17 protein-coding genes are annotated in these 23,958 nt (G+C 70.9%); 9 read left to right on the top strand and 8 right to left on the bottom strand.

The window, feature by feature from the left end; genetic code table 11:
• Positions 1 to 84: 84 nt before the first annotated feature.
• From EOINJALH_RS29685 to EOINJALH_RS29695, 3 genes are read right to left on the bottom strand one after another with little or no spacing between them, the layout of a single operon-like run.
• Entirely contained in the window at positions 85 to 1,128 is a 1,044-nt protein-coding gene (locus tag EOINJALH_RS29685) for an LD-carboxypeptidase (RefSeq protein WP_088287092.1), read from the bottom strand.
• 10 nt (positions 1,129 to 1,138) lie between these two features.
• Complete coding sequence (locus tag EOINJALH_RS29690) at positions 1,139 to 1,765, bottom strand: M15 family metallopeptidase (protein WP_088287094.1); 627 nt, start codon at positions 1,763 to 1,765, stop codon at positions 1,139 to 1,141.
• Positions 1,766 to 1,779: 14 nt separating this feature from the next.
• The gene (locus EOINJALH_RS29695) at positions 1,780 to 4,527 is read right to left on the bottom strand and encodes a TonB-dependent receptor (protein WP_088287095.1); all 2,748 of its coding nucleotides are present in this window, start codon (positions 4,525 to 4,527) and stop codon (positions 1,780 to 1,782) included.
• Between the two features lie 294 nt (positions 4,528 to 4,821).
• Here EOINJALH_RS29695 and EOINJALH_RS29700 point away from each other — a divergent pair, with 294 nt between their 5' ends.
• The 3 genes from EOINJALH_RS29700 (at position 4,822) to EOINJALH_RS29710 (ending at position 7,970) form a co-directional block, all read left to right on the top strand.
• Positions 4,822 to 6,108 (top strand): MFS transporter, encoded by a 1,287-nt coding sequence (locus tag EOINJALH_RS29700; protein ID WP_088287097.1) that lies wholly within the window; start codon positions 4,822 to 4,824, stop codon positions 6,106 to 6,108.
• A gap of 165 nt (positions 6,109 to 6,273) precedes the next feature.
• A complete protein-coding gene (locus EOINJALH_RS29705; protein WP_088287098.1) occupies positions 6,274 to 6,954 on the top strand; it encodes a hypothetical protein in 681 nt (226 codons plus the stop codon).
• A gap of 362 nt (positions 6,955 to 7,316) precedes the next feature.
• A complete protein-coding gene (locus EOINJALH_RS29710; RefSeq protein WP_158219950.1) occupies positions 7,317 to 7,970 on the top strand; it encodes a Crp/Fnr family transcriptional regulator in 654 nt (217 codons plus the stop codon).
• Here the strand turns inward: EOINJALH_RS29710 and EOINJALH_RS29715 are convergent.
• The 4 genes from EOINJALH_RS29715 to cysQ all read right to left on the bottom strand — a co-directional run bounded on the left by EOINJALH_RS29715 (position 7,949) and on the right by cysQ (position 16,103).
• On the bottom strand, positions 7,949 to 9,760 hold the full coding sequence (locus EOINJALH_RS29715; RefSeq protein WP_088287101.1) for an adenylate/guanylate cyclase domain-containing protein: 1,812 nt from the start codon (positions 9,758 to 9,760) through the stop codon (positions 7,949 to 7,951). The two genes, EOINJALH_RS29710 and EOINJALH_RS29715, sit on opposite strands and share 22 nt — an antisense overlap.
• 42 nt (positions 9,761 to 9,802) lie before the next feature.
• Positions 9,803 to 13,672: an alpha/beta fold hydrolase gene (locus tag EOINJALH_RS29720; RefSeq protein WP_088287103.1), complete on the bottom strand. Its 3,870-nt coding sequence runs from the start codon at positions 13,670 to 13,672 to the stop codon at positions 9,803 to 9,805.
• A complete protein-coding gene (locus tag EOINJALH_RS29725; RefSeq protein ID WP_088287106.1) occupies positions 13,669 to 15,150 on the bottom strand; it encodes a metallophosphoesterase in 1,482 nt (493 codons plus the stop codon). The genes EOINJALH_RS29720 and EOINJALH_RS29725 overlap by 4 nt, the downstream gene beginning before the upstream one ends.
• Before the next feature lie 209 nt (positions 15,151 to 15,359).
• Positions 15,360 to 16,103, bottom strand: a complete 744-nt coding sequence (gene cysQ / locus EOINJALH_RS29730; RefSeq protein ID WP_199873515.1) for a 3'(2'),5'-bisphosphate nucleotidase CysQ — start codon at positions 16,101 to 16,103, stop codon at positions 15,360 to 15,362.
• Positions 16,104 to 16,277: 174 nt separating this feature from the next.
• On the opposite strand from cysQ, the gene EOINJALH_RS29735 reads away from it, so the two are divergent.
• From EOINJALH_RS29735 to EOINJALH_RS29755, 5 genes are all read left to right on the top strand, one after another.
• Positions 16,278 to 16,805, top strand: coding sequence for an SRPBCC family protein (locus tag EOINJALH_RS29735; protein WP_088287110.1), 528 nt, complete (start codon positions 16,278 to 16,280; stop codon positions 16,803 to 16,805).
• Positions 16,806 to 17,025: 220 nt separating this feature from the next.
• Positions 17,026 to 18,258: a bacteriohemerythrin gene (locus EOINJALH_RS29740; RefSeq protein ID WP_158219951.1), complete on the top strand. Its 1,233-nt coding sequence runs from the start codon at positions 17,026 to 17,028 to the stop codon at positions 18,256 to 18,258.
• Between the two features lie 134 nt (positions 18,259 to 18,392).
• The gene (gene serC / locus EOINJALH_RS29745; RefSeq protein ID WP_088287114.1) at positions 18,393 to 19,475 is read left to right on the top strand and encodes a 3-phosphoserine/phosphohydroxythreonine transaminase; all 1,083 of its coding nucleotides are present in this window, start codon (positions 18,393 to 18,395) and stop codon (positions 19,473 to 19,475) included.
• Positions 19,468 to 20,649 (top strand): phosphoglycerate dehydrogenase, encoded by a 1,182-nt coding sequence (locus tag EOINJALH_RS29750; protein ID WP_088287116.1) that lies wholly within the window; start codon positions 19,468 to 19,470, stop codon positions 20,647 to 20,649. The genes serC and EOINJALH_RS29750 overlap by 8 nt, the downstream gene beginning before the upstream one ends.
• A gap of 94 nt (positions 20,650 to 20,743) precedes the next feature.
• Positions 20,744 to 21,916 carry an FAD-binding oxidoreductase gene (locus EOINJALH_RS29755; protein ID WP_088287118.1) on the top strand — a complete coding sequence of 391 codons (1,173 nt, stop codon included), beginning with the start codon at positions 20,744 to 20,746 and terminating at the stop codon, positions 21,914 to 21,916.
• 407 nt (positions 21,917 to 22,323) lie between these two features.
• Here the strand turns inward: EOINJALH_RS29755 and EOINJALH_RS29760 are convergent, their stop codons facing one another.
• A complete protein-coding gene (locus EOINJALH_RS29760) occupies positions 22,324 to 23,031 on the bottom strand; it encodes a riboflavin synthase subunit alpha (RefSeq protein ID WP_088287120.1) in 708 nt (235 codons plus the stop codon).
• A gap of 107 nt (positions 23,032 to 23,138) precedes the next feature.
• On the opposite strand from EOINJALH_RS29760, the gene EOINJALH_RS29765 reads away from it, so the two are divergent.
• Positions 23,139 to 23,951 carry a crotonase/enoyl-CoA hydratase family protein gene (locus tag EOINJALH_RS29765; protein WP_088287122.1) on the top strand — a complete coding sequence of 271 codons (813 nt, stop codon included), beginning with the start codon at positions 23,139 to 23,141 and terminating at the stop codon, positions 23,949 to 23,951.
• The last annotated feature ends 7 nt before the right edge of the window (positions 23,952 to 23,958 follow it).

Below are 23,958 nucleotides of genomic sequence, written 5' to 3' on the forward strand. Positions count from 1 at the left end.
CTCTGGAGGGGGTGGGGAAGCGCGTGCGGGGTCGCAAGGCTGCTGCAATGCAGCAGGATACCGCGGCGGCGGTCCGCCCGGGGGTCAGGCGACGGCGGGCGACAGGAAGCGGATCGTGCCGGCGTCGGCGTCGATCTCGGCCGGCAGCCCCACCGGCACGGTGAACTTGCGCTTGATGTGGCCGATCATCGCGCCGCGGTACACCGGCACCTTCAGCGGCCTGAACCAGTCGTCGAAGACCTCGTCGAGCGTCAGCGTGCCGTAGCCCTCGCCGGGGTTGCAGTTGGTGAAGGCCCCGATGACGACGCCGGCGACGCGGTCGAGCGCGCCCATCAGCTTCAGCGTCGAGAGCATGCGGTCGACGCGGTAGATGTACTCGTTGATCTCTTCGAGGAACAGGATCGCCCCATCGAACGACGGCAGGTAGGGCGAGCCGGCCATCGAGGTGAGCACGGCCAGATTGCCGCCGACCAGCGGCCCGCGCGCGGTGCCGCCGCGCAGCGTGGTGATGCGGTGTTCCTTGGGCACCAGGCCGTCGCTCTTGTCGGGCTGGTTGCGCAGCGTCAGCGCCCGGCCTTCGACCACCGCGCCGAGCAGGTGCTCGACGCTGAAGGCGTTCCACTCCGACACGCCCACCGGCGCATGGAAGGTGACGAGGCCGGTGCGCGCGTGCACGGCGTTGATCAGCGCGGTGACGTCGCTGAAGCCGGCCAGCACCTTGGGCGTGCGGCGGATGGCCGCGTAGTCCAGCAACGGCAGGACGCGGTTGCCGCCCGAGCCACCGGTGACGGCCAGGAGGCCGTGCACGCCGGGGTCGGCGAACATGGCATGGACATCGCTGGCGCGCTGCTCGGCGGTGCCGGCCTGGTGGCCGTAGCGGGCACGCAGGTTCGGCGCCTCGCGCACCTTGAAGCCCAGCGCCTGCAGCGTCTCGGTGGTCACCTCGTAGGGCTGGCGCTCGTGGATGGCACCCGAGGGGTTGATCAGGCCGATGGTGTCGCCGGGCTTCAGGCGCGGCGGGCGCAGCAGCGGCCACGGCGCCGCCGCCCCCTGCGCGAGCACCGGCCCGGCCGGGGCCGCCGCCGCGGCGGCCCCGGCCGCCAGCAGGACGCGTCGATTCAGTGTCATGACGGCGCGCTCAGTCGACCCGCGGCAGCGTGCGCCGCACGACATCGCGGTCGCCATGGTCGAAGTGCCACCACTCGGTGGGGATGCCGAAGAAGCCGCCGCGCGCCATCGCGGCGTGCAGCCAGCCGCGCTCGGCCACCTGCGCGGCCGTGAGCACGCCCAGCGCCAGGTGCTCGGCGTCGAGCATCGGGTGCGAGCGCAGGCTCATCTCGTCGAAGCCCGAGCCCATGTCGGACTCGCGGCCCTGCGGACTGAGCAGGGTCACGTCGACCGCCATGCCGAAGGAATGGATCGAGCCGCGCGCGGGGTCGGCGAAGTAGTCTTGCGCCGGGGTGCCGGCGATGTCGTCCCAGATGGCCTGCTGCACGCGCTGCGGGCGCAGCGCATCGAGCACCAGGATCGTCCAGCCCGGCCGCACGCTGGCCAGCCAGGCGGCCGAGGCTTCCAGGCCCTCGGCGGCCTCGCGGCGCAGCCAGGCGCAATCGAGCCCGCGGTAGAGCACCCGGCCGGCGAAGTTGTCGGTGCCGGCGTAGCGCAGGTCGACCTGCACGCCGCGCACGCTGCGCAGCGGCGTGAAGTCGGGGTGCACGGCGATGTCCTCGCAGCGCACCGTGGCAAGCGGCCGCTCCGGGGCCATGGCGGGTGCGCCGGTCAGAAGAACCGGTAGCTCGCGCGCAGCGTGAACGCGCGGCCGCGCGGGTCGGCCACCCGCGGGTCCCAACCGGCACCGGCGGCGAAGTCGAGGTTGTGGGCGGTGAAGGGCGGGTCGGTGTCGAGCAGGTTCTTGATGCCGCCGGTGAGCGTGAGGTTCTTGATGCCGGTGTAGGTGGCCGACAGGTCGTAGGTGACGTAGCTGCCCACCTTCGGGTCGAAGCCGGCCGGCACCACGCCGCTGGGCACTTCGTCCTTGTAGCCGGCGGTGTAGCTCTGGCCCACGGTGCCGCTCCAGTCGCCCCGCGTGTAGGTGAACGAGGCCTGGTGCTTCCAGCGCACGAAGAGGTCTCGCGAGCTCCACTGGCCCACCGCCTCGGTGTACTTCTGCGTGGCGAAGATGCGCGAGCGGTGGCTGTCGATGTAGGTGCCGTCCAGGTTGGCCACCCAGGTGGCGCCGGCCAGCCGGCCGTTGGCGCGCAGGTTCAGGTCGACGCCGCGGGTGATGTCGCCGTCGGCATTGACGAAGCCGGCACGGATGTAGCCGCCGGTGCTGTCGAGGCGGCCGTCGGCGCCGCGCACCAGGCTCTCCGGGAAGGTGGTGTAGTTGGCCACCACCTGCTGCGGCGTCAGTTCGTAGATCAGGTTGCTGCGGCGGATTTCCCACAGGTCGGCGCTGAGGCTGAACCAGTCGGTCGGCGAGGCGACGAAGCCGATGGTCCACTGCTTGGAGGTCTCGGGCCGCAGCGCCGGGTTGCCGCCCTGGCGCGACAGCGGGCGGATGGCGCACACCGACAGGTCGGCGCCGGCCACGTTGCCGTTGGGGCACAGCACCGGGTCGGCGATGTTGCCGGGCACCGGCGACTCGCCGGTGGCGCCGTACAACTGGAAGAAGCTCGGCGCACGGAAGCCGGTGTTGTACGAGCCGCGCACCAGCACGCGGTCGACCGGCGTCCACTTCAGCGAGACCTTCGGGTTGGTGGTGTCGCCGAAGTCGCTGTAGTGGTCGTTGCGCACCGCCAACGTGGCCTCCAGGCCCTTGACCACCGGCACGGCCACCTCGGCGAACACGGCGGTGATGTCGCGCTCGACCTTCGGGAACTCGGCGTCGAACGGTGCCTGGTAGACGGCCTGCGTGCTGCGCGAGCCATCGGCGAACTGGTACGACTCCTTGCGCACGTCGAAGCCGGCGGCCACCGACAGCGGGCCGGCGGGCAGCTTCATCAGCTCGCCCGAGATCGTGCCGTCGACCTGCAGCAGCTTGGCCTTGCCGTCGAACAGCCGCGTGCCCTTGGCGCTGGCGCCCTCGATCAGTGCCAGGGCTGCCGGCGTCTGGCTCTGCCCCGGCGGCACCCAGGGGTTGACCAGGCCGCTGCCCAGCGCCGCCACCATGGCGTTCTGGAACAGGTAGCCCGCGCCCAGGATCGACTCGGCCTGGCTGCCGGCCGTGGAGATGCCGAGCTTGTAGTCCCACTGGCCGAACACCAGGCCCTCGGCGCCCAGCAGCACGCGCGAGGCGTCGGTGGTGGTCTCGATGGTGCGACCGCCGCAGACGGTGCAACGCCAGCGGTAGGCGATCTTCTTGGTCTTGTCGAAGGTGGGGATGAAGGCCGACAGGTCCTGGTAGTACGGGCCGCCCACCGGGTACTGCGCGCCGGCGATGGCGCCGGTGGTGGTGATCTGGTAGGGCTCGAACTGCTTGGTGGCCACCGAGCGCGACGCGGTGATCTCGGCAAACACGAGGTGGTCGTTGTTGAGCTGGTAGGCGCCGCGGGCCACGAGGTTGGTGCGTTCGATCGGCTGGATCAGCACCGCGGAGCCGCCATAGTCGAAGGCGCAGCCCTTGCCGAAGCCCAGGTTGCCCCACAGCGCGGCCTGGTACTGCGACTGGCCGGGGATGCTGTCGCAGTTGCCCTGAAAGCTGAGCAGGTTGGCGCGGTTGTAGGTTTGCGTGCTGCCCGGCAGCGTGAAGGTGGCGCCCATCGCGGTGCCGGCCAGGCCGGTCTGCGTGGCGAACGGCGTGCCGGTGGTGTCGGGCGACAGGCCCCGCTCGGGCTGGAAGCCGTTGGAGAAACCGCGGTCGCCGCCATTGAGGATCTTTTGCTGGTCGTGCGTCAGGCTGGCCATCACGTTGTAGCGGTCGCTGGCCAGGCTGCCCAGGCCACCGACCACCGACGCGCGGTAGATGTTGCCGCCGCCCGCCTCGGTGGCGTCGACGAAGGCCGTGGCCTCGAGGCCGGTGAAATCGCGGCGCAGGATGAAGTTGATGACGCCGCCGATGGCGTCGGTGCCGTAGATGGCCGAGGCGCCGTCCTTCAGCACCTCGACGCGCTCGACCGCGGCCAGCGGAATGAAGCTCAGGTCGGCCGAGTTGCCCTTGGCGCCGTGGGCCACCACGCGGCGGCCATTGAGCAGCACCAGCGTGCTGCTCGAGCCCAGGCCGCGCAGGTTGGCGCTGGAGTTGCCGTTGTTGTTGCGGTCGGTGGTGCCGAGCTGAATGCCGACGTTGGACGACAGGTTGTCGGCGCCGGTGCCGTTGGCGCTGATGCGGGCCACCAGCTGTTCGGCACTGACGATGCCCGCGCGTTCGATCTCGGTGCGCGAGATGGTCTGCACCGGCAGGGCCCCCTCGGCCTGCACGCGCTTGATGCTCGAACCGGTGATCTCGACGCGCTGCGGCGATTGCGCCAGCAGCGCGGTGGATGCACCGAGCAGCGCCACGGCGCTGGCGAGGGTCGACAACTTCATGGACAAACTCCTCCGGCCGTTCGGCCTTGTGATTCTTGGGGTGGTGGGGTGAGGGCCCCGGCTCGGTCGACGAACCCGAGGAACCTCACCAGGCTCGAATCACTTTACCGTAGCGACACATCTCGGCCAGCGGGTTTTGCCCGGGCGTTGCGCGCAGCGCACGCCGTGGGTCGAAGTCGCCGCCGCTACAGTGCACGGGCACCGGGGCCGGTTGCGTCGCACGCTGTTGGCCCGCTGTCGGACCGCCCGGCCACCCACCACCGCCACGCCCGTCGTTCGCCCGACGCTCACCCCGTGACCTCATCCACCCCCTGGCGCTGGATCCCCACGCTGTACGTCGGCCAGGGCCTGCCCTACGTGGTCGTCATGACACTGTCGGTGGTGATGTACAAGAACCTCGGGCTGTCCAACACCGAGATCGCGCTGTACACCAGCTGGCTCTACCTGCCCTGGGTGATCAAGCCGCTGTGGAGTCCGCTGGTCGACCTGCTGGGCACCAAGCGGCGCTGGATCGTGGTGATGCAGTTCGTCATCGGCGCCTCGCTCGCCGGCGTGGCGCTCACGCTGCCCGGCTCGCAGGCGGTGCGGCTGTCGCTGGCGGTGTTCTGGCTGATGGCCTTTGCCTCGGCCACGCACGACATCGCGGCCGACGGCTTCTACCTGCTGGCGCTCGATCCGCGGCGCCAGGCGGCCTTCGTCGGCGTGCGCAGCACCTTCTACCGGCTGGCGATGATCGCCGGCCAGGGCGGCCTGGTGGTGCTGGCCGGCTGGCTGCAGGACCGCACCGGGCAGCCGGCGCTGGCCTGGTCCTTCGTCTTCGGCGGGCTGGCGCTGGCCTTCGTCATGGCCGCGGCCTGGCACGCCTGGGCACTGCCGCGGCCGGCACTCGACCGGCCGGTGCCGCGCGGCGGCAGCTTCTGGCGCGACGCCGGCGAGGTGTTCGCGGCCTTCTTCCGACAGCCCGGCATCGGCCGGATCCTGGCCTTCCTGCTGCTGTACCGCTTCGCCGAGGCGCAGGCGCTCAAGCTCGTCACGCCCTTCCTGCTGGACAGCCCGGCCGCCGGCGGCCTGGGGCTGAAGACGCAGGACGTGGGCATCGCCTACGGCACCGTGGGCGTCATCGCGCTGACGTTGGGCGGGCTGCTCGGCGGCTGGGTCATCTCGATCGGTGGCCTGAAGCGCCTGCTGTGGCCGCTGATGGTGGCCATGCACCTGCCCAACCTGGTGTTCGTGGCGCTGGCGGCCATGCAGCCGGGCTCGCTGGCCTGGGTGAGCGCGGCGCTGGCGCTGGAGCAGTTCGGCTACGGCTTCGGCTTCACGGCCTACATGGTGTTCATGCTGATGGTGGCCGGCCAGGGCGTGCACAAGACCGCCCACTACGCGCTGTGCACGGGCTTCATGGCGCTGGGGATGATGCTGCCGGGCATGGTGGCCGGCTGGCTGCAGGCGCGGCTGGGCTACCTGGGCTTCTTCACCTGGGTGTGCGTGGCCACGCTGCCGTCGTTCGCGGCCGCGGCGCTGGTGCGCATCGACCCGGGCTTCGGGCGGCGCGAGGACGACGGCGATGTGAGCCGAAGGTAGAGACAGGTAAAGTCGTCTTCACAAATGTGCAACTTGCACATTTGATCGTAGACTTCGTTCAGCGGTGCCGACCCCACAACGGCCGACACCGCCGAGCGACGCCGGCCCGCCCCTGCCCACGCAGGCGTGCCGGCCCACCCATCTCACCTTGCACCAGGAGCACCCATGTCCGGACATCACGGCCCACAGCACGGCGGCGGCAAAGGCCCCGGCCCCTTCGGCGGCAGCCAGGGCACCGTCGAATTCACCTTCAGCGACGACAACACCACGGTCGAGACGATGACCGTCAGCCGCGGCACCCGCACCCGCGACGTCGACATTGGCGACGACACCTTCGAAACCACCGTCGGCACCAATGCCCTGGGCGTCCAGGCTGTGGTCAGCGTGGAGCGCACGCAGGCGGCGGCGTCGGCCACCCGCACGCAGGTCTTCACCGACGCCGATGGCGACGGCGAGTACGCCGCGGCCTTCTCGATCGGCGTGCTCACCGCCGTCACCGATCGCGTCCAGACGCATGTCTACACCTTCGCCGCCGACGGCAGCGTGACCGCCGACGTCGAAACCCGCGGCGGCCGCACCCACAGCGAGACCCTCGACGACAGCGTGAGCTACCAGACGATCACGATCGACGGCGAGACCTACGTCGTCAAGACTGCGCAGTTGGGCAACGACGACGTGCGCTTCGACATCTCGCGCGACGACAACGGCGACGGCGTGTGGACCACGGTGGCCTGCGGCCAGGTCGACGCCGCCGCGGCGGCCACCTACGTGGACGCCGCCACCGGTGACCTGAAGCTGTCTGGCGTGGCCGACTACCTCGACGCCTCCGCGGCCGTCGTCGGCTGACCGGCCCACGACCCGATCGCGGCCCCCGCAGGTGCGTCGGCGACGGCGCCACGCTGCGGGGTGACACCGTCGCCGACCGGGCGGCGGTCGCGCCACCGGCCAGGCCCTCGCGCCCCGCCACGCGGGCCGCCGCGGGGCTGCACGGCGTTGGTGCATCCCGGTCGGCACCCGTGGCCGGGTGCCCCAGCGTGGCGCCGCCCGGCACCGTCCTGGCGGCCGCCCGCGGGCGTCGCGTCCCCCCTGGAGTGCACGCCCCGCGCCGCCTGCCTCGGCGGCAGCAGGTACAGTCCGTGCGAGCAAAAAAAGTCGGGGCCGCCATGGACCCGTGGGACGCGCCGGGGGCGCGAACAGGAGAACAGCGCGTGACGACGATCGGCTATGCCTTCGGTTTCATCGGGGCCGGACTGATGGTGGCCAGCTACATGATGAAGAGCATGATGCCGCTGCGCGTGGTGGCGCTGGCGGCCAATGTCTTCCTCGTGGCCTACGCCATGATGGGCGGCTCCTGGCCGACGATGGTGCTGTATGCGGTGATGATCCCGATCAACGTGAAGAAGGTCAGGGAGATCCGCAAGCTGGTCAAGGCCATCGAGTCGGCCAAGGCCGACACACCGGTGGCCGAATGGCTGCTGCCGCACATGCACCGGCGCGAGGCCAAGGCCGGGCAGCCGCTGTGGAACAAGGGCGACGTGGCCACCGAGATGATCTACGTGCAGGCGGGCACGCTGCGCCTGGTCGAGCGCGACGAGCGCATCGGCGCCGGTGCGCTGGTCGGCGAGATCGGCCTGTTCGCGCCCGACAACCGCCGCACAATGAGCATCGTGTGCGACACCGACTGCACGCTGTACAGCCTGTCGGCCGAGGGCATGGCGGCGCTGTACTACCAGAACCCGAAGCTCGGGTACCACGTGATGCGCCTGGTGGTGGAGCGGCTGATGCGCGACGCCGAGCAGGCCCGCGTGGCCGCGGCGGCGGCCCTGGCCCCGCCGGAGCCTCAGTCCGGCGCGGTGGCCTGACCGGTTCGCGGCAGGCCGGCCTTGTACAGGCCCTCGAAGAAATGCGTCGTCGAGCGGGCGCGGCTGGCCGCCTCGTCCGACGGCCGTGACGACAGGCCGTAGACCCGGCGGAACAGCCCCATCGAGAAATCGGGCCGCAGCGCCAGCAACTGGTCGAGTGCGGCCTTCGCCTCGGCCGGTCGGCCCAGGTGGCCCAGGATCGACACCAGCGACGAACAGGCCCAGAAGGTGGCGGCGGGATGGCGCACCGCCGCCTTGGCCACGCCTTCGGCCTGCTCGAGCTGGCCGCCGAAGGACAGCGCCGTCGCACGCGTGCTCTGGAAGGCCCACAGCGACGGGTCGTGCGGGCTCAGCCGCTCGGCCGTGGCACAGCAGTCGCAGGCTTCTTCCCAGCGGTCCAGCCTCAGCAGCGCGGCGCCCAGGCCATAGTGCGCCAGGGCAAAGCTCGGGCTCAGCCGCACGGCCTCCTGCAACTCGGCCACGCCGGCGTCCACCTGCCCGGTCATCGTGTACACGCGGCCCAGCACGAAGCGGGCGAGCGGCTCCTTGCCATCGACGGCCAGCGCGCGCATGGCCAGGTCGCGCGCGGTGTCGAACGAGGTCTCGGTCTCGTCGAGCCGGTTGACGAAGCTGGAGTAGTGGCTCAGCGCCAGGTAGGCGGTCGCGGGCGCGAACTGCGGGTCGCGGTCGGCCGCGGCCTTGAACAGGCGCCGCGCCTCGGCGTGGGCCTCCTTGTTGTAGCGCCAGAAGTGCCACAGCCCGCGCTGGAACAGCTCCCACACGTCCAGGCTGTCCACCGGCTTGCGGCGCACGCGCTCCTGTTCGGCCTTGCTCAGCTCGGGCTCCAGCGTGCCGGCAATGGTGACGCTGATCTCATCCTGCAGGTCGAAGGTCTGCGACAGCGCGCGGTCGTAACGCTCGGCCCACACCTGGTTGCCGTCGCTGGCGTCGACCAGGTGGCAGGAAATGCGCACCCGCTCGCCGCTCTTGCGCACGCTGCCCTCGAGCATGTAGCGCGCGCCCAGCGCCTTGCCCAGCTCGCGCACGTCGGTGGACTTGCCCTTGTACTGGAAGGTGGAGTTGCGGGCGATCACGCTCAGCCAGCGCAGCCGCGACAGCACGGTGATCAGGTCTTCGGCGATGCCGTCGGCGAAGTACTCCTGCTCGGGGTCGTTGCTGAGGTTGGCGAAGGGCATCACCGCCAAGGACGGGTGGCGCGTGGGCTTGGCCGAGTTGGGCACCGCGCCGAAGGGCGTGGCGTGCTCGGCCGTCACCCAGCGGAAGGCGTGCACTGGGTAGGGGATGTTCTTCACCACCTGCTCGCCCTGGTCGACGAAGTGCATGTCGACGTGGCCACGCACCGCCGCGGCCACCGCGGCCGACGCGGTGATGCCGCCGACCTCGGCCAGCGACTCGAGCCGGGCGGCGATGTTGACGCCGTCGCCATACACGGTGCCGTCGTCCTTGCCCAGCACCTCGCCCATGTGCAGGCCGATGCGAAAGCGCATGCGCTTGGGTTCGGGCACGTCGCGGAAGGTCTCGGCCAGTTCCTGCTGCACCGCCATGGCCGCGCGCACGGCGGCGCTGGCGCTGTCGAAGGTGGCCAGCACGGCGTCGCCGGCCATGTCGACGACGCGGCCGCGCAGCGCTTCGATGTGGCGGCGGAACACGCTGCGCGATCGGTCGAGCGCGGCGACCGTGGCCTGTGCGTCCGCCGACATGAGCCGCGAGTATCCCGAGACGTCCGCCGCCAGGATGGCGGCCAGTTGTTGTTTGAGCTCAGCGTCCATCGTTCGTGAATGATGCCCGCAGGCGGGCAGCGGTGTCGGCCGTCACCGTGCTGCTTTTCGCGGATGCAGCTTCAGTCGGCCCAGCAGGTGCGGGTAAACATCGCGCTGTGCATCGCGGCCGATGAACATGTCCATGTGCTCGTAGTCCGGGAAGACGAACCGGTCGTACAGGCCGATGCCATTGTGGGCCGCCAGCCAGTGGTAAGTGCGCGAAATGGTCTCCGGGTCGAAGATCTGGTTGCGCGCGCCGGTGACGAAGCTGATCGGCAGGGCCAGCCGCCGGGCCTTCTCGGCCGTCAGGTAGGTGTCGGCGCCCGAGGCATCGACGACCTGCTCTCGGGCCATGATCAGCGACAGCTGCTCGAAGGGCGACAACGCGATGGTGCCGAACATCCGGCCCATCGCGTCGTGCGTGGCCGCGTTGAGCTGCGCATGGGTGTACGACGGGCCGAAGATCGAGAACACCCTGTGGCACACCGGGTTCTTGCACTGCTGCCCCTCGGGCACCGGCACGTTCCAGGCGATGACGTCGATCTCGCGCTCGAAGTCGCCCTGGTCCGGCACGATGTGGAAGCCCTGGGCGAACTCGGTGCGGCCTTCGAGCAGCTGCACCGCCCCCAGGTCGACCTTCAGGTAGCTGAGCCAGTTGGTCACCGGGTGCAGCGTCAGCGCCGAGGCGATCACCGACCGAACGCCTTCCAGGCCTTCGAGCAGCGCCATCAGCAGGCTCATGGAGCCGACGCAATGGGCCAGCACCTGCACGTCGGGCGCGCCGGTCACCGCCTTCACCTTGGCCACGGCCGCCGGCCAGTCTTCGCGGGCGATGTCGTCGACCGAGAAGTGGGCCCCGATCGGGCTGCCCGAATCGGGGCTGGCGCGGTAGTCGAACAGCCACACGTCGTAGCCCGCCGCGGTGAGGTGCTCGGCCAGGTTCTGCTCGACGGTGTCGACCGCGAAGGACACGGCCCGCACGGTGAAGCCCGGCGCCAGGATCACCGGGCCCAGGTCGCCGCCCTGCAGCCGCGTGAGCCGGGCCTGGAAGCCGCCCGGCAGGGGCAGCACGTGCGTTTCGGGAACGCGGCCGTCGGGCAAGGCACAGCGGGGCTCGAGCACCGGCAAGGGCAGCGTCGCCGGAACGTTCTTCAGGTTCGACAGCAGGCCGCCGTAGGCCTGGAACATCGTGCCGCCGAAGAACCCGGCAAAGCGGGCCATGTACAGCATCTCGACCGCATCGCGCGCCGCCGGGAAGTGGTTCACCAGGTCGGCGATCATGCCGTGCGAGGGGTCGACCTTGATCGTCGAGCCCTGCCACATGAAGTCTTCCAGGTTGAGCCGCAGCGTGCCCTGGGCCAGCAGCGGGCCATCGCCGGCCTCGCCGTCGCGCACGGTGACGAACAGCGTGGTCACGTCGTTCCACCAACTGGAGCCGGTGGACTGGTGCAGCACCTTGAAGCCGTGGAAGCGCACCAGGCTGGCGCCGCGCTCGAGCACCATGTCGTAGGTCATGCGCCAGGTCTCGACATGCTCGGCATCCACCGGCAGCAGGTGGAAATCGCCGCGGCGCACCGGCATCGGCTGCTCGCTCAGCGCCGGGCAGGTGACCGTGCCGGTGAGCACCGCGGAGTGGGTGGGGTCGGTGGTGAGCTGGTGCAGGTCTTCGGTGCGCACGCGCAGGGCGAACGACATCGCATGCTGCGAGGCCTCGCCCCAGGCGGTGGCCAGTTCGTAGTCGGTGCTGATGCGCGCGTTGCGGCTGCCGGCCGGCCCGACGGCCTGCAGGCTGACGAAGCCGTGCATGGTCTCGTGGAATTCGAAGGCCGGGCTGAGCAGGTGCGGGAACTTGTCGATCACCTCGTGCAGCAGTTTCTTGGCGACTTCGATGGCGCCGTCCTCCAGCGCCTGCACGACCTTGGCAAACTCGCCGTGGATCTCCTGCAGCACCGCGTGCTCGGCCTTGTGCAGCCAGGCGCCCAGCCGGTGCATCACCGAATCGTCCTTCGGCACCGCGGGCTCGGGCACCGGCGCCGGCGGGGGGGCGGCAAAGGCCTTCTGCACGGCGGCCGCCGAGAGCAACTGGCGTTCGGGCAGACGATCGTCCAGCGTCCAGCCCTGGTCGGCGGCCAGCAGCGCGCAAGCCCGCTCGGCCACCGCGGCGATGGTCAGCAACGGGTTCACGCCCACCGCGCCAGGCAGCACCGCGCCGTCGCAGACGTACAGGCCCGGGTGCACGTCGGTGCCCTTGTCGGATGCGAACACCTGGCACTTGTGGTTGACCACGCCCGACTCGGCATCGTTGCCCATGCCGCAGCCACCCACGGGGTGCACGGTGACGAGCTTCCAGCCCTGCGGTTCGCACCAGATGGGGTTGGGGATGAAGTGGCCCTTGATGGCGTCGTTGGCCTGGCGCAGCCAGTCGTTGTCGCGGGCGATCACGGGCGACTTGCCCGCGCCCGGCCAGTCGATGCGCAGGCGGTCGTCTTTCAGCACCAGCTGGCCGGCGGCCTCGTCGACGCTCATCACCAGGTAGGTCTGCATGCGCGACGCCGCGCCGGTGTAGGCCAACGTGCTCAGGCTGCCGGGGTCCTTCTGCACCGCATCGCCCTCGGCCTGGGCCTGCTTCAGCCGCACGCCGGCCTGGGCCGGCCCGTACTGCAGGAAGTTGCCCAGCAGCGCGTCGGCGAAAAAGCCGGCCGGCGTCATCAGCGTGGCCAGTGCACCGGGGATCACCCCTTCCTCGATGACCAGCCCATCCTGCACCCGGGGCGCCAGCCGCAGGTCGATGATGCCGGTGATGCAGGGCCCGGGGCGCTGCGCATCGGTGATCGTGTTGCTGCCGCGGCCGATGCCGTACAGACTTTTGTAGGTGGGATCGGCCACCGGCGTGTCGGCAGTGACGTCGGTGGCCGGGTGCTCCTCCTGCCAGAGGTTGTTGTAGCCGAAGGCCAGCACGTCGCCGTTGCCCGAGAAGCGCTGGCCCAGGCGCTTGGACAGCGACAGGCCTCGCTCCTTCGAGCGCAGCAGGATCTCGGTGGAGCCCAGGCTGCCGGCGCCCAGCACGACGATGCGCGCACGCACGCTCATGGCCTGCTCTTCCGCGCCGGGCAGCGGCTGGCCCTGGTCGTCGGTGGGCAGGCCCATGAAGTCGACACGCCAGCCCGCGGCATCGCGTGCCACATGGCCCACCCGCGCGCGGGTGAAGATGTCCGCCCCGTGGTTGTGCGCGTCGGGCAGGTAGTTCATCAACGTGGTGTTCTTGGCACCATCGTTGCAGCCGCTGGTGCAGTCGCCGCACAGCGTGCAGCGCGGCTGCGGCACGCCAAAGGGGTTGATCTGGTCTTCGTAGTTGACGGCGATCGGCGGGCGGTAGAACGGCTTCTTCAGCGCCTTGGCCGAGCTCTCGAGCGCCTGCAGCTTGTTCAGCGGCGGGAAGTGCTCGTTCAACGGCGCGACGGTGTCGGGGTAGGGCCGCGCATCCAGCATCGCCCGCGCCCGCGCCGCGTAAGGCACCAGGGCGTCGGGGTCGGTGCGGAACTCGTCGGGCCAATGCAGCCCGTCGAGGTTGAACAGCCGCGGGTCGATCTCGAGCGCCACGTTGGCGTTGATCAGCGAGGTGCCGCCGAGCCCGCAGCCGACCAACGCATACATGTCGTCGTTGACGTGCACGTTGTACAGGCCGTAAGGGCTGCCGAGCTTGCCGCGCGAGGTGTCGGCCTGCATGTCCTGCTGCGCGGTGGCCAGGCTGTTGGGGTACTGGCCCGGCAGGATCTCGCGGCCGCGCTCGAGCACGCACACCGACTGGCCGGCCCGCGAGAGCCGCGATGCGGCCACGCCGGCGCCGTAGCCGGAGCCCACCACCACCACGTCGTACACCGGCTTGAGCTGCGACAGCGGCCGGGAAAGGGGTTTGATCATGATGGCGTCGCTTCCGAAGCACCCTGGGGATCGAAAAAGCGGTCGAGCAGGCACTCGGCGTGCCGCTCGCTGGCCCATCTCACCTGCTGGGAGAAGGTGGCCCAGGCCTCGGCCGTCGGGCCCAGCGCGTCGGTCATGCGTTTCAGGAGCGGGTTGGCCTCGTCCAGGAAGCCACCAACGCCGGCCACGTGAACCGCCGGTGCCTCGCCGTTGAGCGGGTCGTTGAAGAGCCGCAGCGAGGCCAGGTTGAGCGCGTCGTCGATGAACACTGCCGCCGCGCCCTGGGTGGGCGCCATCGTCGGCTGGTCCATCACCCAGCCGCCGGTGTTGTAGACCGCCACCGGGCGGATGAAGCCGGGCACCTTGAACTGGTCCTGGAAGGGCTTGTGGGTGTGGCCGAAGACGAAGCTCAGGTCGGTGTCCGACGCGGGCAGGCCCGCCTTCTCGAGCTGCCGGCGCACCGGGCCACCGACGAACCAGCGCAGGTCGGCCACGCCGGCATCGGACATCACGGTGAAGTAGCTGTCGCGCTCGGTCTCGGCGGTGCGCACCAGCGTCAGGTCGATCAGCGCCTTGACGAGGTTGCTCACCTTCAGGCCCATCACCACCTCGGTGTCGGCGCCGACGCCGAGCTTGCTGGCCAGCAGCGCCAGCACCCGCTCGCTCAGGCCCTGGGCGAACTGGTGCGACGCGCCAGCATCGCGCATGGTCTCGTACAGCGTGGTCGCGTCCTTGCCGACGGCGCCGCTGCTGCCGAGGTCGGACCAGAGGAAGTCGACCCAGGCGCCGTTCTGCGCCTCGAGCTTGCCCATCGACGCCGGCGGCGCATCCAGGCCTTCCATCGCCGCGTCGAGCGTGGACATCACCCGGTAGGTGCCGTCGACATAGTGGCCGTGGTGCAGCACCACGCAGCGCTCGCGGCCGCCTTCGCCCGGGACGCGCAGGCCGAGGTTCGGATAGGCCACCCGCACCGTCGCCTCCGCCAAGCCGGGCTGGCTGCGCATCACCTTGGTCATCAGGTCGCACTCGATCTCGAGCGGCGCGAACAACTTGGTGGTGTGGATCAGGTCCAGCGGCTTGGGCGACTCGTCGGCCTTGAGCACTCGCTCGAGGAACTCCTGGTCCTGCGCCGAGCGCCACAGGTGGTGGTCGTGGTTGCCCGGCACGCAGATGACCTGCGGCGAGAACACCGGCGGCTGGTCGGCCGGGAACATCACCTCGACGAAGCGCTGCCAGGCGCGGGCCACGTCGCCCATCGGCGACAGGCCCATGTCGAGCATGTCGCCCAGCAGGATCAGCGTGGGCGGTTCTGCACCGCTGAGCGAGGCCACGTAGGGCCGCAGCGCCGCCCCCAGCGCCTCGAGCGACCGGCTCGGCAGCCGCAGGCTGGTGTGGCCGTCCTCGTCCATGCGGGTGAACAGGCTGTAGTCGGCCCCCAGGTGCAGGTCGGACAGGCACACGTACTTCAAGGCGGTCATTCGCACCCTCCTGCCCGTCGGGCTGTCGCCGCGTCCGGGCTTGCCGCGTTCACGTTGGCGACTCTGTGGTCACCATCCGATACAACCCGTCCCTGGCCGTGCTTATATCGGAGATGCCCGGCATTGAGTAGCCGGGCTCACACCCGATGGGCAACGAGCATGGGGCGTGCCAACGCCCGGTAGGCGGCACCGGCGCCACCTCGCACTGCTCAGGTGCAGCCGCGCGCGACGAAGTGCGGGTTCTCGAAGCCCGGCTTGCCGTAACGCAGGGCGTGGCCGTCGAGCGTGCACACGCTGCCGCCCGCCGCGGCGAGCACCGCATGGCCGGCGGCGATGTCCCATTCCATCGTGCGGCCGAAGCGCGGGTAGGCATCGGCCTCGCCAGCCGCCAGCAGGCACAGCTTGAGCGAGGACCCCGCCGTGGCCACCGCCGCCACGCGCCGTCCGGCCAGCCAGGCCTCGAGCGCCGGCCCGTCGCCATGCGAGCGGCTGGCCAGCACGGTCAGCCCCTCGGGCGGCACGGGGCGCGCGCCGATGGCGCGGCGGCGGTCGCCGGCCACCTCCCAGGCGCCCTCGCCCACGATGCCGGCGAACAGCCGGTCGGGCACCGGCGCCAGCACCACGCCCAGCAAGGGCGCACCGCGCACGACGAGGGCGATGTTGACGGTGAACTCGCCGTTGCGGTCGACGAATTCGCGCGTGCCGTCGAGCGGGTCGACGAGCCAGAAGCGCTCGCCGATGGCAGGCACCCTGCCTGCGGCCGCGGCCTCTTCGGCCACCACCGGCACGCCGGGCGCCAACCGCGCCAGGCCGGCCAGGATGACCCGCTCGGCGCGCTCGTCGGCGGCCGTCACCGGCGACGCGTCGGCCTTGCCACGCACCGCGAAGTCGCTGGCGTAAACGGCCATCACCTCGCGGCCGGCGTCGCGGGCCAGCGCCTCCAGCCCGTCCATCAGTTCGGCGGCGGGCGGCAGGCCCTGCCAGGGCGACGCGTGGGGATGGGGCATGCGGCAATTCTGACCCAGCCCCGGCGGCGCACTGCCAAGGGGAGGCAGACCGGCGATGGCCAAGGCCGCCGCGCCGCGCCATACTGCCATCGCAGTCAGCGGGTCACTCCCGGAGGTTCCATGTTGAAGACCATTGGCCTCGTCATCGCCGCGGCGGTCGCCGCCCTGCTCGGTTTTGCCGCCACGCGGCCCGACAGCTTCGAGGTTCAGCGCCGCACCAGCATCCAGGCCCCGCCCGACAAGGTGTTCGCGCTGCTCGACGACTTCCACCGCTTCCCCGAATGGTCTCCCTGGGAAAAACTCGACCCGGGCATGACCCGCACCCATGGCGGCAGCCCACGCGGCGTGGGGGCCACCTACGAGTGGAGCGGCAACGATCAGGTTGGCGCGGGCCGGATGGAGATCACCGGGGTGCAGGCGCCGGCCCAGGTGACCGTCAAGCTCGACTTCCTGCGGCCCTTCGAGAGCCGGAACACTACCGTCTACACGCTGCGGCCCAAGGGCGGCGGCACCGAGGTGACCTGGTCGATGTCCGGCCCGATGCCCTTCGTCTCCAAGCTGATGAGCGTGTTCGTCAGCATGGACGCGATGATCGGCAAGGATTTCGAGGCGGGCCTGGCCAACCTGAAGGCGCTGGCCGAGAAGTAGGCCGGTGGGCCGGCCACCCGATTGACCTCACTCAATCGGCTGCCCGGGCGGATGCCCTGGAATCGGACCATGCGCCGGGCGCCTGCCCTGGCCGGTCGACATGCGCCGCCTTTCGTTCCGCCCACGATCCACCCCCGATCCCCACGATGGTCCGCCAGGCCCTGTTCCGGCGACGCAGGCGCAGCCCGATGGCGCTGTGGCGCCTGCCTGGGTGCTGCCCGTGGCCTTCGGCACCCTGCTCCTGATGCTGTGGACCGACCGGCAGTGGTCGGCGAGGCACCTGACGCTTCTGATGTGCTGCACGCCCATCGCGCTGCTGGCCTGGCACCGGCTGCTCACCGCCGCGGGGGTGGGTTCGGCGGTCGCGCTGGTGGCCCTGGTGCAGGCCTGCCTCGCGGCCGCACAGGACCCTGCCTGCCCATGGGTGGACCGGGGCATCGCCGCCACGGCGCTGTTTGTCGGCACGGTGCTGGTCGCCACGCGCGACCGATCGATGCGCGAGCAGCTGCGGCACGAGGTCCCGGCACTGCGGCGGCAGGCCTTCCACGACCGCCTGACCGGCCTGCCCAATCGCGTGCTGCTGCTCGACCACCTGGCCATGGCCATCGCCCAGGCCCGGCGCCACGGCCACCGGGTGGGCGTGCTGTTCATCGACCTGGACGGCTTCAAGGCGATCAACGACCAGTTCGGCCACGCCAGCGGCGACGAGGTGCTGCGGGCGGTCGCCGGCCGGCTGGTGGGTTGCGTGCGGGCCGGCGACACGGTGGCCCGGCTCGGCGGCGACGAGTTCGCCATCGTGCTGGCGCAGGTGGACCGGCTGCAGCACATGGCGCTGGTGGCCGACAAGGTGCTGCAGGCCGTCGCCGCCCCGATCCCGGGCGCGGCATGCCGGGAGTACCGGGTCGGCGCCAGCATCGGCATCAGTGCCTTCCCCGAGCACGGCGCCGAGATCGACCGTCTGCTGGCCCATGCGGACACCGCCATGTACCGGAGCAAGCTGCGCGGCAAGCACACTGCCACCTTCTTCGAGGACGACGCTGCGGCAGCGGCCGAGTTGCCGTGGTTTGCGTTCGAGCCGTCGCACGAGGTGGGGGTGCCCGAGGTCGACCAGCAGCACCGCCAGCTGGTGCTGCTGGTCGAAGGCCTGAACCGGGCCGTCAAGGACGGTGACGGCGCCGAGGCCATCCGCACCCGCTTCGACGAGCTGGTGCTGTACACCCGCTTCCACTTCGCCACCGAAGAGCGGTTGATGGGCGCGGCGCACTACCCGGCGCTGGCACGGCACACGCAGGCCCACGCCCAGCTGCTGGCCGACGTGGTCCGCCACCGACAGCGCCTGAACCAGGGTGGCGAACTGGTGGCCCTGCAGACGATCAAGGATTGGCTGATGGACCACATCGTCGGCGAGGACCAGGCCATGGGCGCCTTCCTGCGGCCAGCGGACCCGGGCTGAGCGCTGCCGCACGCGTCGGCTCGACAGGTGCATTGGTTATGCTAGAGGGCTTTGGGGTCTCCAGGCCCCGGCCGAAACGCCGACCCCGCCCCCGCGTCCTTTTCCCTCACCCTCGCCCTCGGAGTGCCCCGACCATGACCCGCGTCTTCAACTTCAGCGCCGGCCCCGCCGCCCTACCCGAAAGCGTCCTGCGCAAGGCCGCCGACGAGATGCTCGACTGGCACGGCTCGGGCATGTCGGTGATGGAGATGAGCCACCGCGGCAAGGAGTTCATCTCGATCGCCAACGAGGCCGAGGCGCTGCTGCGCGAGCTGCTGGCCGTGCCGGCCAACTACAAGGTGCTGTTCATGCAGGGCGGCGCCATCGCCGAGAACGCCATCGTGCCGATGAACATGCTGCGCGGCAAGGCGAGTGCCGATTACATCGACACCGGCGAGTGGTCGAAGAAGTCGATCAAGGAAGCGCAGAAGTACGCCACCGTGAACGTGGCCGCCAGTGCCAAGGCCAGCAACTACACCACCATCCCGGCGCGCGCCGACTGGAAGCTCAACCCCGACGCGGCCTACGTGCACATCTGCTCCAACGAGACCATCGGCGGGGTGGAATACCACTTCACGCCCGACACCGGCAGCGTGCCGCTGGTGGCCGACATGTCCAGCGACATCCTCTCGCGCCCGGTCGACGTGTCGAAGTACGGCCTCATCTACGCCGGCGCACAGAAGAACATCGGCCCGTCGGGCCTGACGCTGGTGATCGTGCGCGACGACCTGATCGGCCAGGCCATCCCGGCCACGCCCAGCGCCTTCGACTACAAGACCGTGGCCGACAACGAGAGCATGTACAACACGCCGCCCACCTACGCGATCTACATCGCCGGGCTCGTGTTCCACTGGATCAAGGACCAGGGCGGCCTGGCCGCGATGGAAGCGCACAACAAGGCCAAGGCCGCGGTGCTGTACGACTTCCTCGACACCACCTCGTTCTACAGCTGCCCGGTGGCGCGCGACTGCCGCAGCCTGATGAACGTGCCGTTCCGCCTGAAGGACGAGGCGCTGGACGAGGCCTTCCTGAAGGGTGCGCAGGCGCGCAAGATGGTGCAGCTCAAGGGCCACCGCTCGGTGGGCGGCATGCGCGCTTCGATCTACAACGCGATGCCGATCGAAGGCGTGCAGGCGCTGGTGGCCTACATGAAGGAATTCGAGGCACAACATGGGTGATCGGCTCGGCATCCTGGTGCTCAACCAGATCTCGGCCGACGGCCTGTCGCGCCTGCCGGCCGAGCGCTACCAGGTCGGCAAGGACCTGGCCACGCCGGCCGCCGTGCTGGTGCGCTCGGCCGACATGCACGCCATGGCCATCCCGGCCAGCGTGCGCGCCATCGGCCGCGCCGGCGCAGGCACCAACAACATCCCCGTCAAGGCCATGAGCGCCCGCGGCGTGCCGGTGTTCAACGCGCCCGGCGCCAACGCCAACGCGGTGAAGGAACTGGTGCTGGCCGGCATGCTGATGGCCGCGCGCAACCTGGCGCCGGCGCTGAGCTTCGTCGCCAAGCTCGATCCGGCCGACGCCGAGCTCGACAAGCGGGTCGAAGACGGCAAGAAGGCCTTCGCCGGCTTCGAGATCGCCGGCCAGACGCTGGGCATCATCGGCCTGGGCAAGATCGGCTGCCTGGTGGCCGACGCAGCCATCAAGCTGGGCATGGACGTGCTGGGCTTCGACCCCGAGATCACGGTGGACGCGGCCTGGAGCCTGCCCTCGCAGGTCAAGCGCGCCGGCAGCGTCAACGAGGTGCTCAAGGGTTCGCAGTTCGTCACCCTGCACGTGCCGCTGCTCGAGGCCACTCGCCACCTGGTCAACGACGCCAACATCGGCCTGATGCGCGACGGCGCGGTGCTGATGAACTTCTCGCGCGAGGGCATCGTCGCCGACTCGGCCGTGATCGACGCGCTGGAGGCGCGTCGCCTGGGGCGTTATGTGTGCGACTTCCCGTCCGCCGCCATCCACGGCAACCCCGGTGTCATCGCATTGCCGCACCTGGGCGCCAGCACCCGCGAGGCCGAGGAAAACTGCGCCATCATGGTCGTCGACCAGCTGCGCGACTACCTCGAACACGGCAACGTGACCAATGCGGTGAACTTCCCGTCGGTGTCGATGTCGCGCGAGTCGAACTACCGCGTGGCCATCGCCAACGCCAACGTGCCCAACATGCTGGGCCAGATCTCCACCGCGATGGCCAAGGCCGGCCTGAACATCCACAACATGGTCAACAAGTCGCGCGGCGAGATGGCCTACACGCTGGTCGACATCGACAGCCCGGCCAGCGAATCGGCACTGGCCGACCTGGCGGCGATCGGCGGCGTGCTGAGCGTGCGCTACCTGCCTTTGAAATGACCGCCCCCACGCTTGTCTCTTCGCGCCGGCGCTGCCCCCCAAGGGGGCGCAGTCCGGCTTGGGGCGGCCCGGCGCCGGCCTGAGGCAAACGGCGATGCGCGTCGTCGTCATCGGCGGCGGCGCCATCGGTGCCGCGGTGGCGCTGTTCCTGCGGCGCGAGGCGGGCACCGCGGTCGAGGTGGTGGTGGTCGAGCCCGACCCGGGGCTCACCCAGGCCTCGTCGGGCCGCTCGGCCAGTTCGATCCGTCAACAATTCTCGCAGCCGCTGAACGTGCGCCTGTCGCAGTTCGGCCTGGATGTGGTGTCGCATGCCACCGAGTGGCTGGGCGTGGACGGCGAGGCCGTCGACCTGGGCCTGGTGGACGCAGGCTACCTGTTCGTGGCCACCGAGGCCGGCGCGCCGGCACTGCGCACCCAGCACACCGCCGCCACCGGCGCGGGCGCCGACGTGAGCCTGCTGTCGCCCGACGCGCTGGCGCAGCGCTGCCCCTGGCTGCGCACCGACGACCTGGCGCTGGCCACGCTGGGCGAATCGGGCGAGGGCTGGTTCGACGGCCCCGCGCTGGCCCGCGCGCTGGCGCGCAAGGCACGCGCCCTCGGCGCCTGCTGGCACCGCGGCCGCGTGACGGGCTTCGACCGCCGCGGCGACCGCCTCGTCGCCGCGCTCACCGACGATGGGGCGCGGCTCGAAGCCGACGCCTTCGTCTGCGCCGCCGGGCCCTGGTCGGGGGCGGTGGGCCGCCTGGCCGGCGTTGAGGTGCCGGTGCACGCGCGTCGCCGCACGGTGTTCGTGTTCGACTGCCCCACCGCGCTGCCCCCCACCCCGCTGGTGGTCGACCCGGCCGGCGTGTGGTTTCGCAGCGAGGGCCGCGGCTTCATCGGCGGCTGGTCGCCCGGCCCGGGCGACGACGACCCCGACGACCTGCCGATCGACGATCCCGACCTGGCGCAGTTCGAGGACCGGCTGTGGCCCGCGCTGGCGCACCGCGTGCCGGCCTTCGAGGCCCTGCGCCGCCGCAGCGCCTGGGCCGGGTACTACGAGGTGCACCCGCTGGACCACAACGCGCTGGTCGGACCGCACCCGGCGTTGCCCAACCTGGTCCTGGCCTGCGGTTTCTCGGGCCACGGCCTGCAGCACGCGCCGGCCACCGGCCGCGGCGTGGCCGAGTGGCTGTTGCACGGTGCTTACCGCAGCCTGGACCTGTCACCACTGGGGTGCGAACGCCTGCGCACCGGCCATGCGCTCGAGGAGCGGGCGATCATCTGACGCCAGTCCGCCCCCAGGCGGTACGGATCGGCGGGCGGCCACGGGCTCGTTGCGGTCGTTGTCACCGGCTGCTCTCGTCGCTTCTGCTCAAACCCCTTCGGTGCCGGCGCGAAGCCGAGGCCACCGGGTGGCCGGCTGACTCCGTGTCCCCCGCCCGCGGACGAACGCGTCCGCGGGCTCCTCCTTTACCTGCGTCATCCGGCCACCCGGCGCCCTCGGCTCGGATGCAGCGGCGCACATCGACGCGCCATCGTTCGCGTCGGCACCTTGGTGGTGATGGAGCGCCGTGACGGGTTGCCCTGTTCTGCGCAGGTAAAGGAGGAGNCGCGCTCCCGCGCCACTCATCGAACGACGGCTGTTCAGCAGTGCAGCAACGGCCGCAACGAGCCCTTACCCGAACGCCAGCCTCAGGCCGACGGGAGCCTCAGCGCGGCCCCAAGCTCATCGACCGAGCTGCCCTGCGCCGCCAGCAGCTTCTCCAGCGCCGGCAGCAGCGGGCCCAGGCGCTCGTCCAGCGCGTCGCGCACGGTGTCGACCACCACCTGGGTGCCGCGCTCGATCTCGAGGTTCAACGCGTCGCCGACGGCCTTGTCGCCGAAGGTGGTCATGCGCAGCGTCTCGGGGATCAGCCACACCTCGAACCAGCCGGCGCGGCGGTCGGCTTCGGCCACGGTGAGGCTGGCGCCGTTGACGGCGATGTAGCCCTTGGCGAACACGTAGCGGCGGTGCGACGGCGGCACCTCGATGCGCAGCACCTGGTTGTTCTCGGGCCGGCGGATGTCGATGACGCGGGCCAGGCAGTCGATGTGGCCCGACAGCGGGTGGCCGCCGATCTCGGCGCCGTCGCGCGCGGCGCGTTCGACGTTGAGGCGGCTGCCGACGGCCAGCGTGCCCAGCGTGGTCAGCGCCAGGCTCTGCTGCATCACGTCGAAGCAGGCGATGCCCGGCGACGGGCGCGCGGTGACGGTGAGGCACACGCCGTCGCAGGCGACGCTGGCGCCGATCTCGAGACCGCTGTCGAAGCCCTCGGGAAAGGCCAGCTCGAAGCTGCGCAGGCCGGGCCGGTCGACGATCGCGGCCACGCGGGCCATGCCTTGAACGATGCCGGTGAACATGGGCGGGATCCTGGTGTGAAAGGTCTGGGCGCAGCCGTCGACGTCGCCTGGGCGGCAGCTTATCAGCGCCCACCGCGCGCACACTGGCCCGTCACCAGGAGACGACCATGTCGCACGGACAAGACGCCGTTCGCTTCGAGGCCGATGGCCCGATCGCCACCCTCACGCTGCACCGCCCGCAGTGCCGCAACGCGGTCGACGGCCCCACCGCGGCCGCGCTGCGCGAGGCCTTCCAGCGCTTCGAGGCCGACGACGACCTGCTCGTCGCGGTGTTCACCGGCGGCGGCGGGCACTTCTGCGCCGGCGCCGACCTGGCCGCGCTGGGCGACCCCGGGCGGCGCAACGTGGTGGCCCCCGATGGCAGCGGACCCGGCCCGATGGGCCCCACCCGCATGCACTTTGCCAAGCCGGTGATCGCGGCGATCGAAGGCTACGCGGTGGCCGGCGGGCTGGAACTGGCGCTGATGTGCGACCTGCGCGTGGCCGGCCGCAGCGCCACCTTCGGCGTGTTCTGCCGGCGCTGGGGCGTGCCGCTGATCGATGGCGGCACCATCCGCCTGCCGCGCCTGGTGGGCATGGGCCGCGCGCTCGACCTGATCCTCACCGGCCGTCCGGTCGGCGCCGACGAGGCGCTGGCCATGGGCCTGGCCAACCGCGTCGTCGACGATGGCCAGGCGCTGGCCGCGGCGCAGGCGCTGGCGCGGCAGATCGCCGCCTTTCCGCAGGGGTGCCTGCGCGCCGACCGCGCATCGGCCTTCGCGCAGTGGGACCTGCCACTGGCCGAGGCGCTGCAGCGCGAGGGCGCCGGCGGCGTTGCCGTGGTGGCGGCCGAAGGCCTGTCGGGCGCCGCGCGCTTTGCCGGCGGCGCCGGTCGGCATGGGGCTTTCCGCGAGGGCGGCGAGGCCGACGGCGCGGCATGATCGGCGC

Source organism: Ideonella sp. A 288 (assembly GCF_002198735.1).
Taxonomy (GTDB): domain Bacteria; phylum Pseudomonadota; class Gammaproteobacteria; order Burkholderiales; family Burkholderiaceae_C; genus Pseudaquabacterium.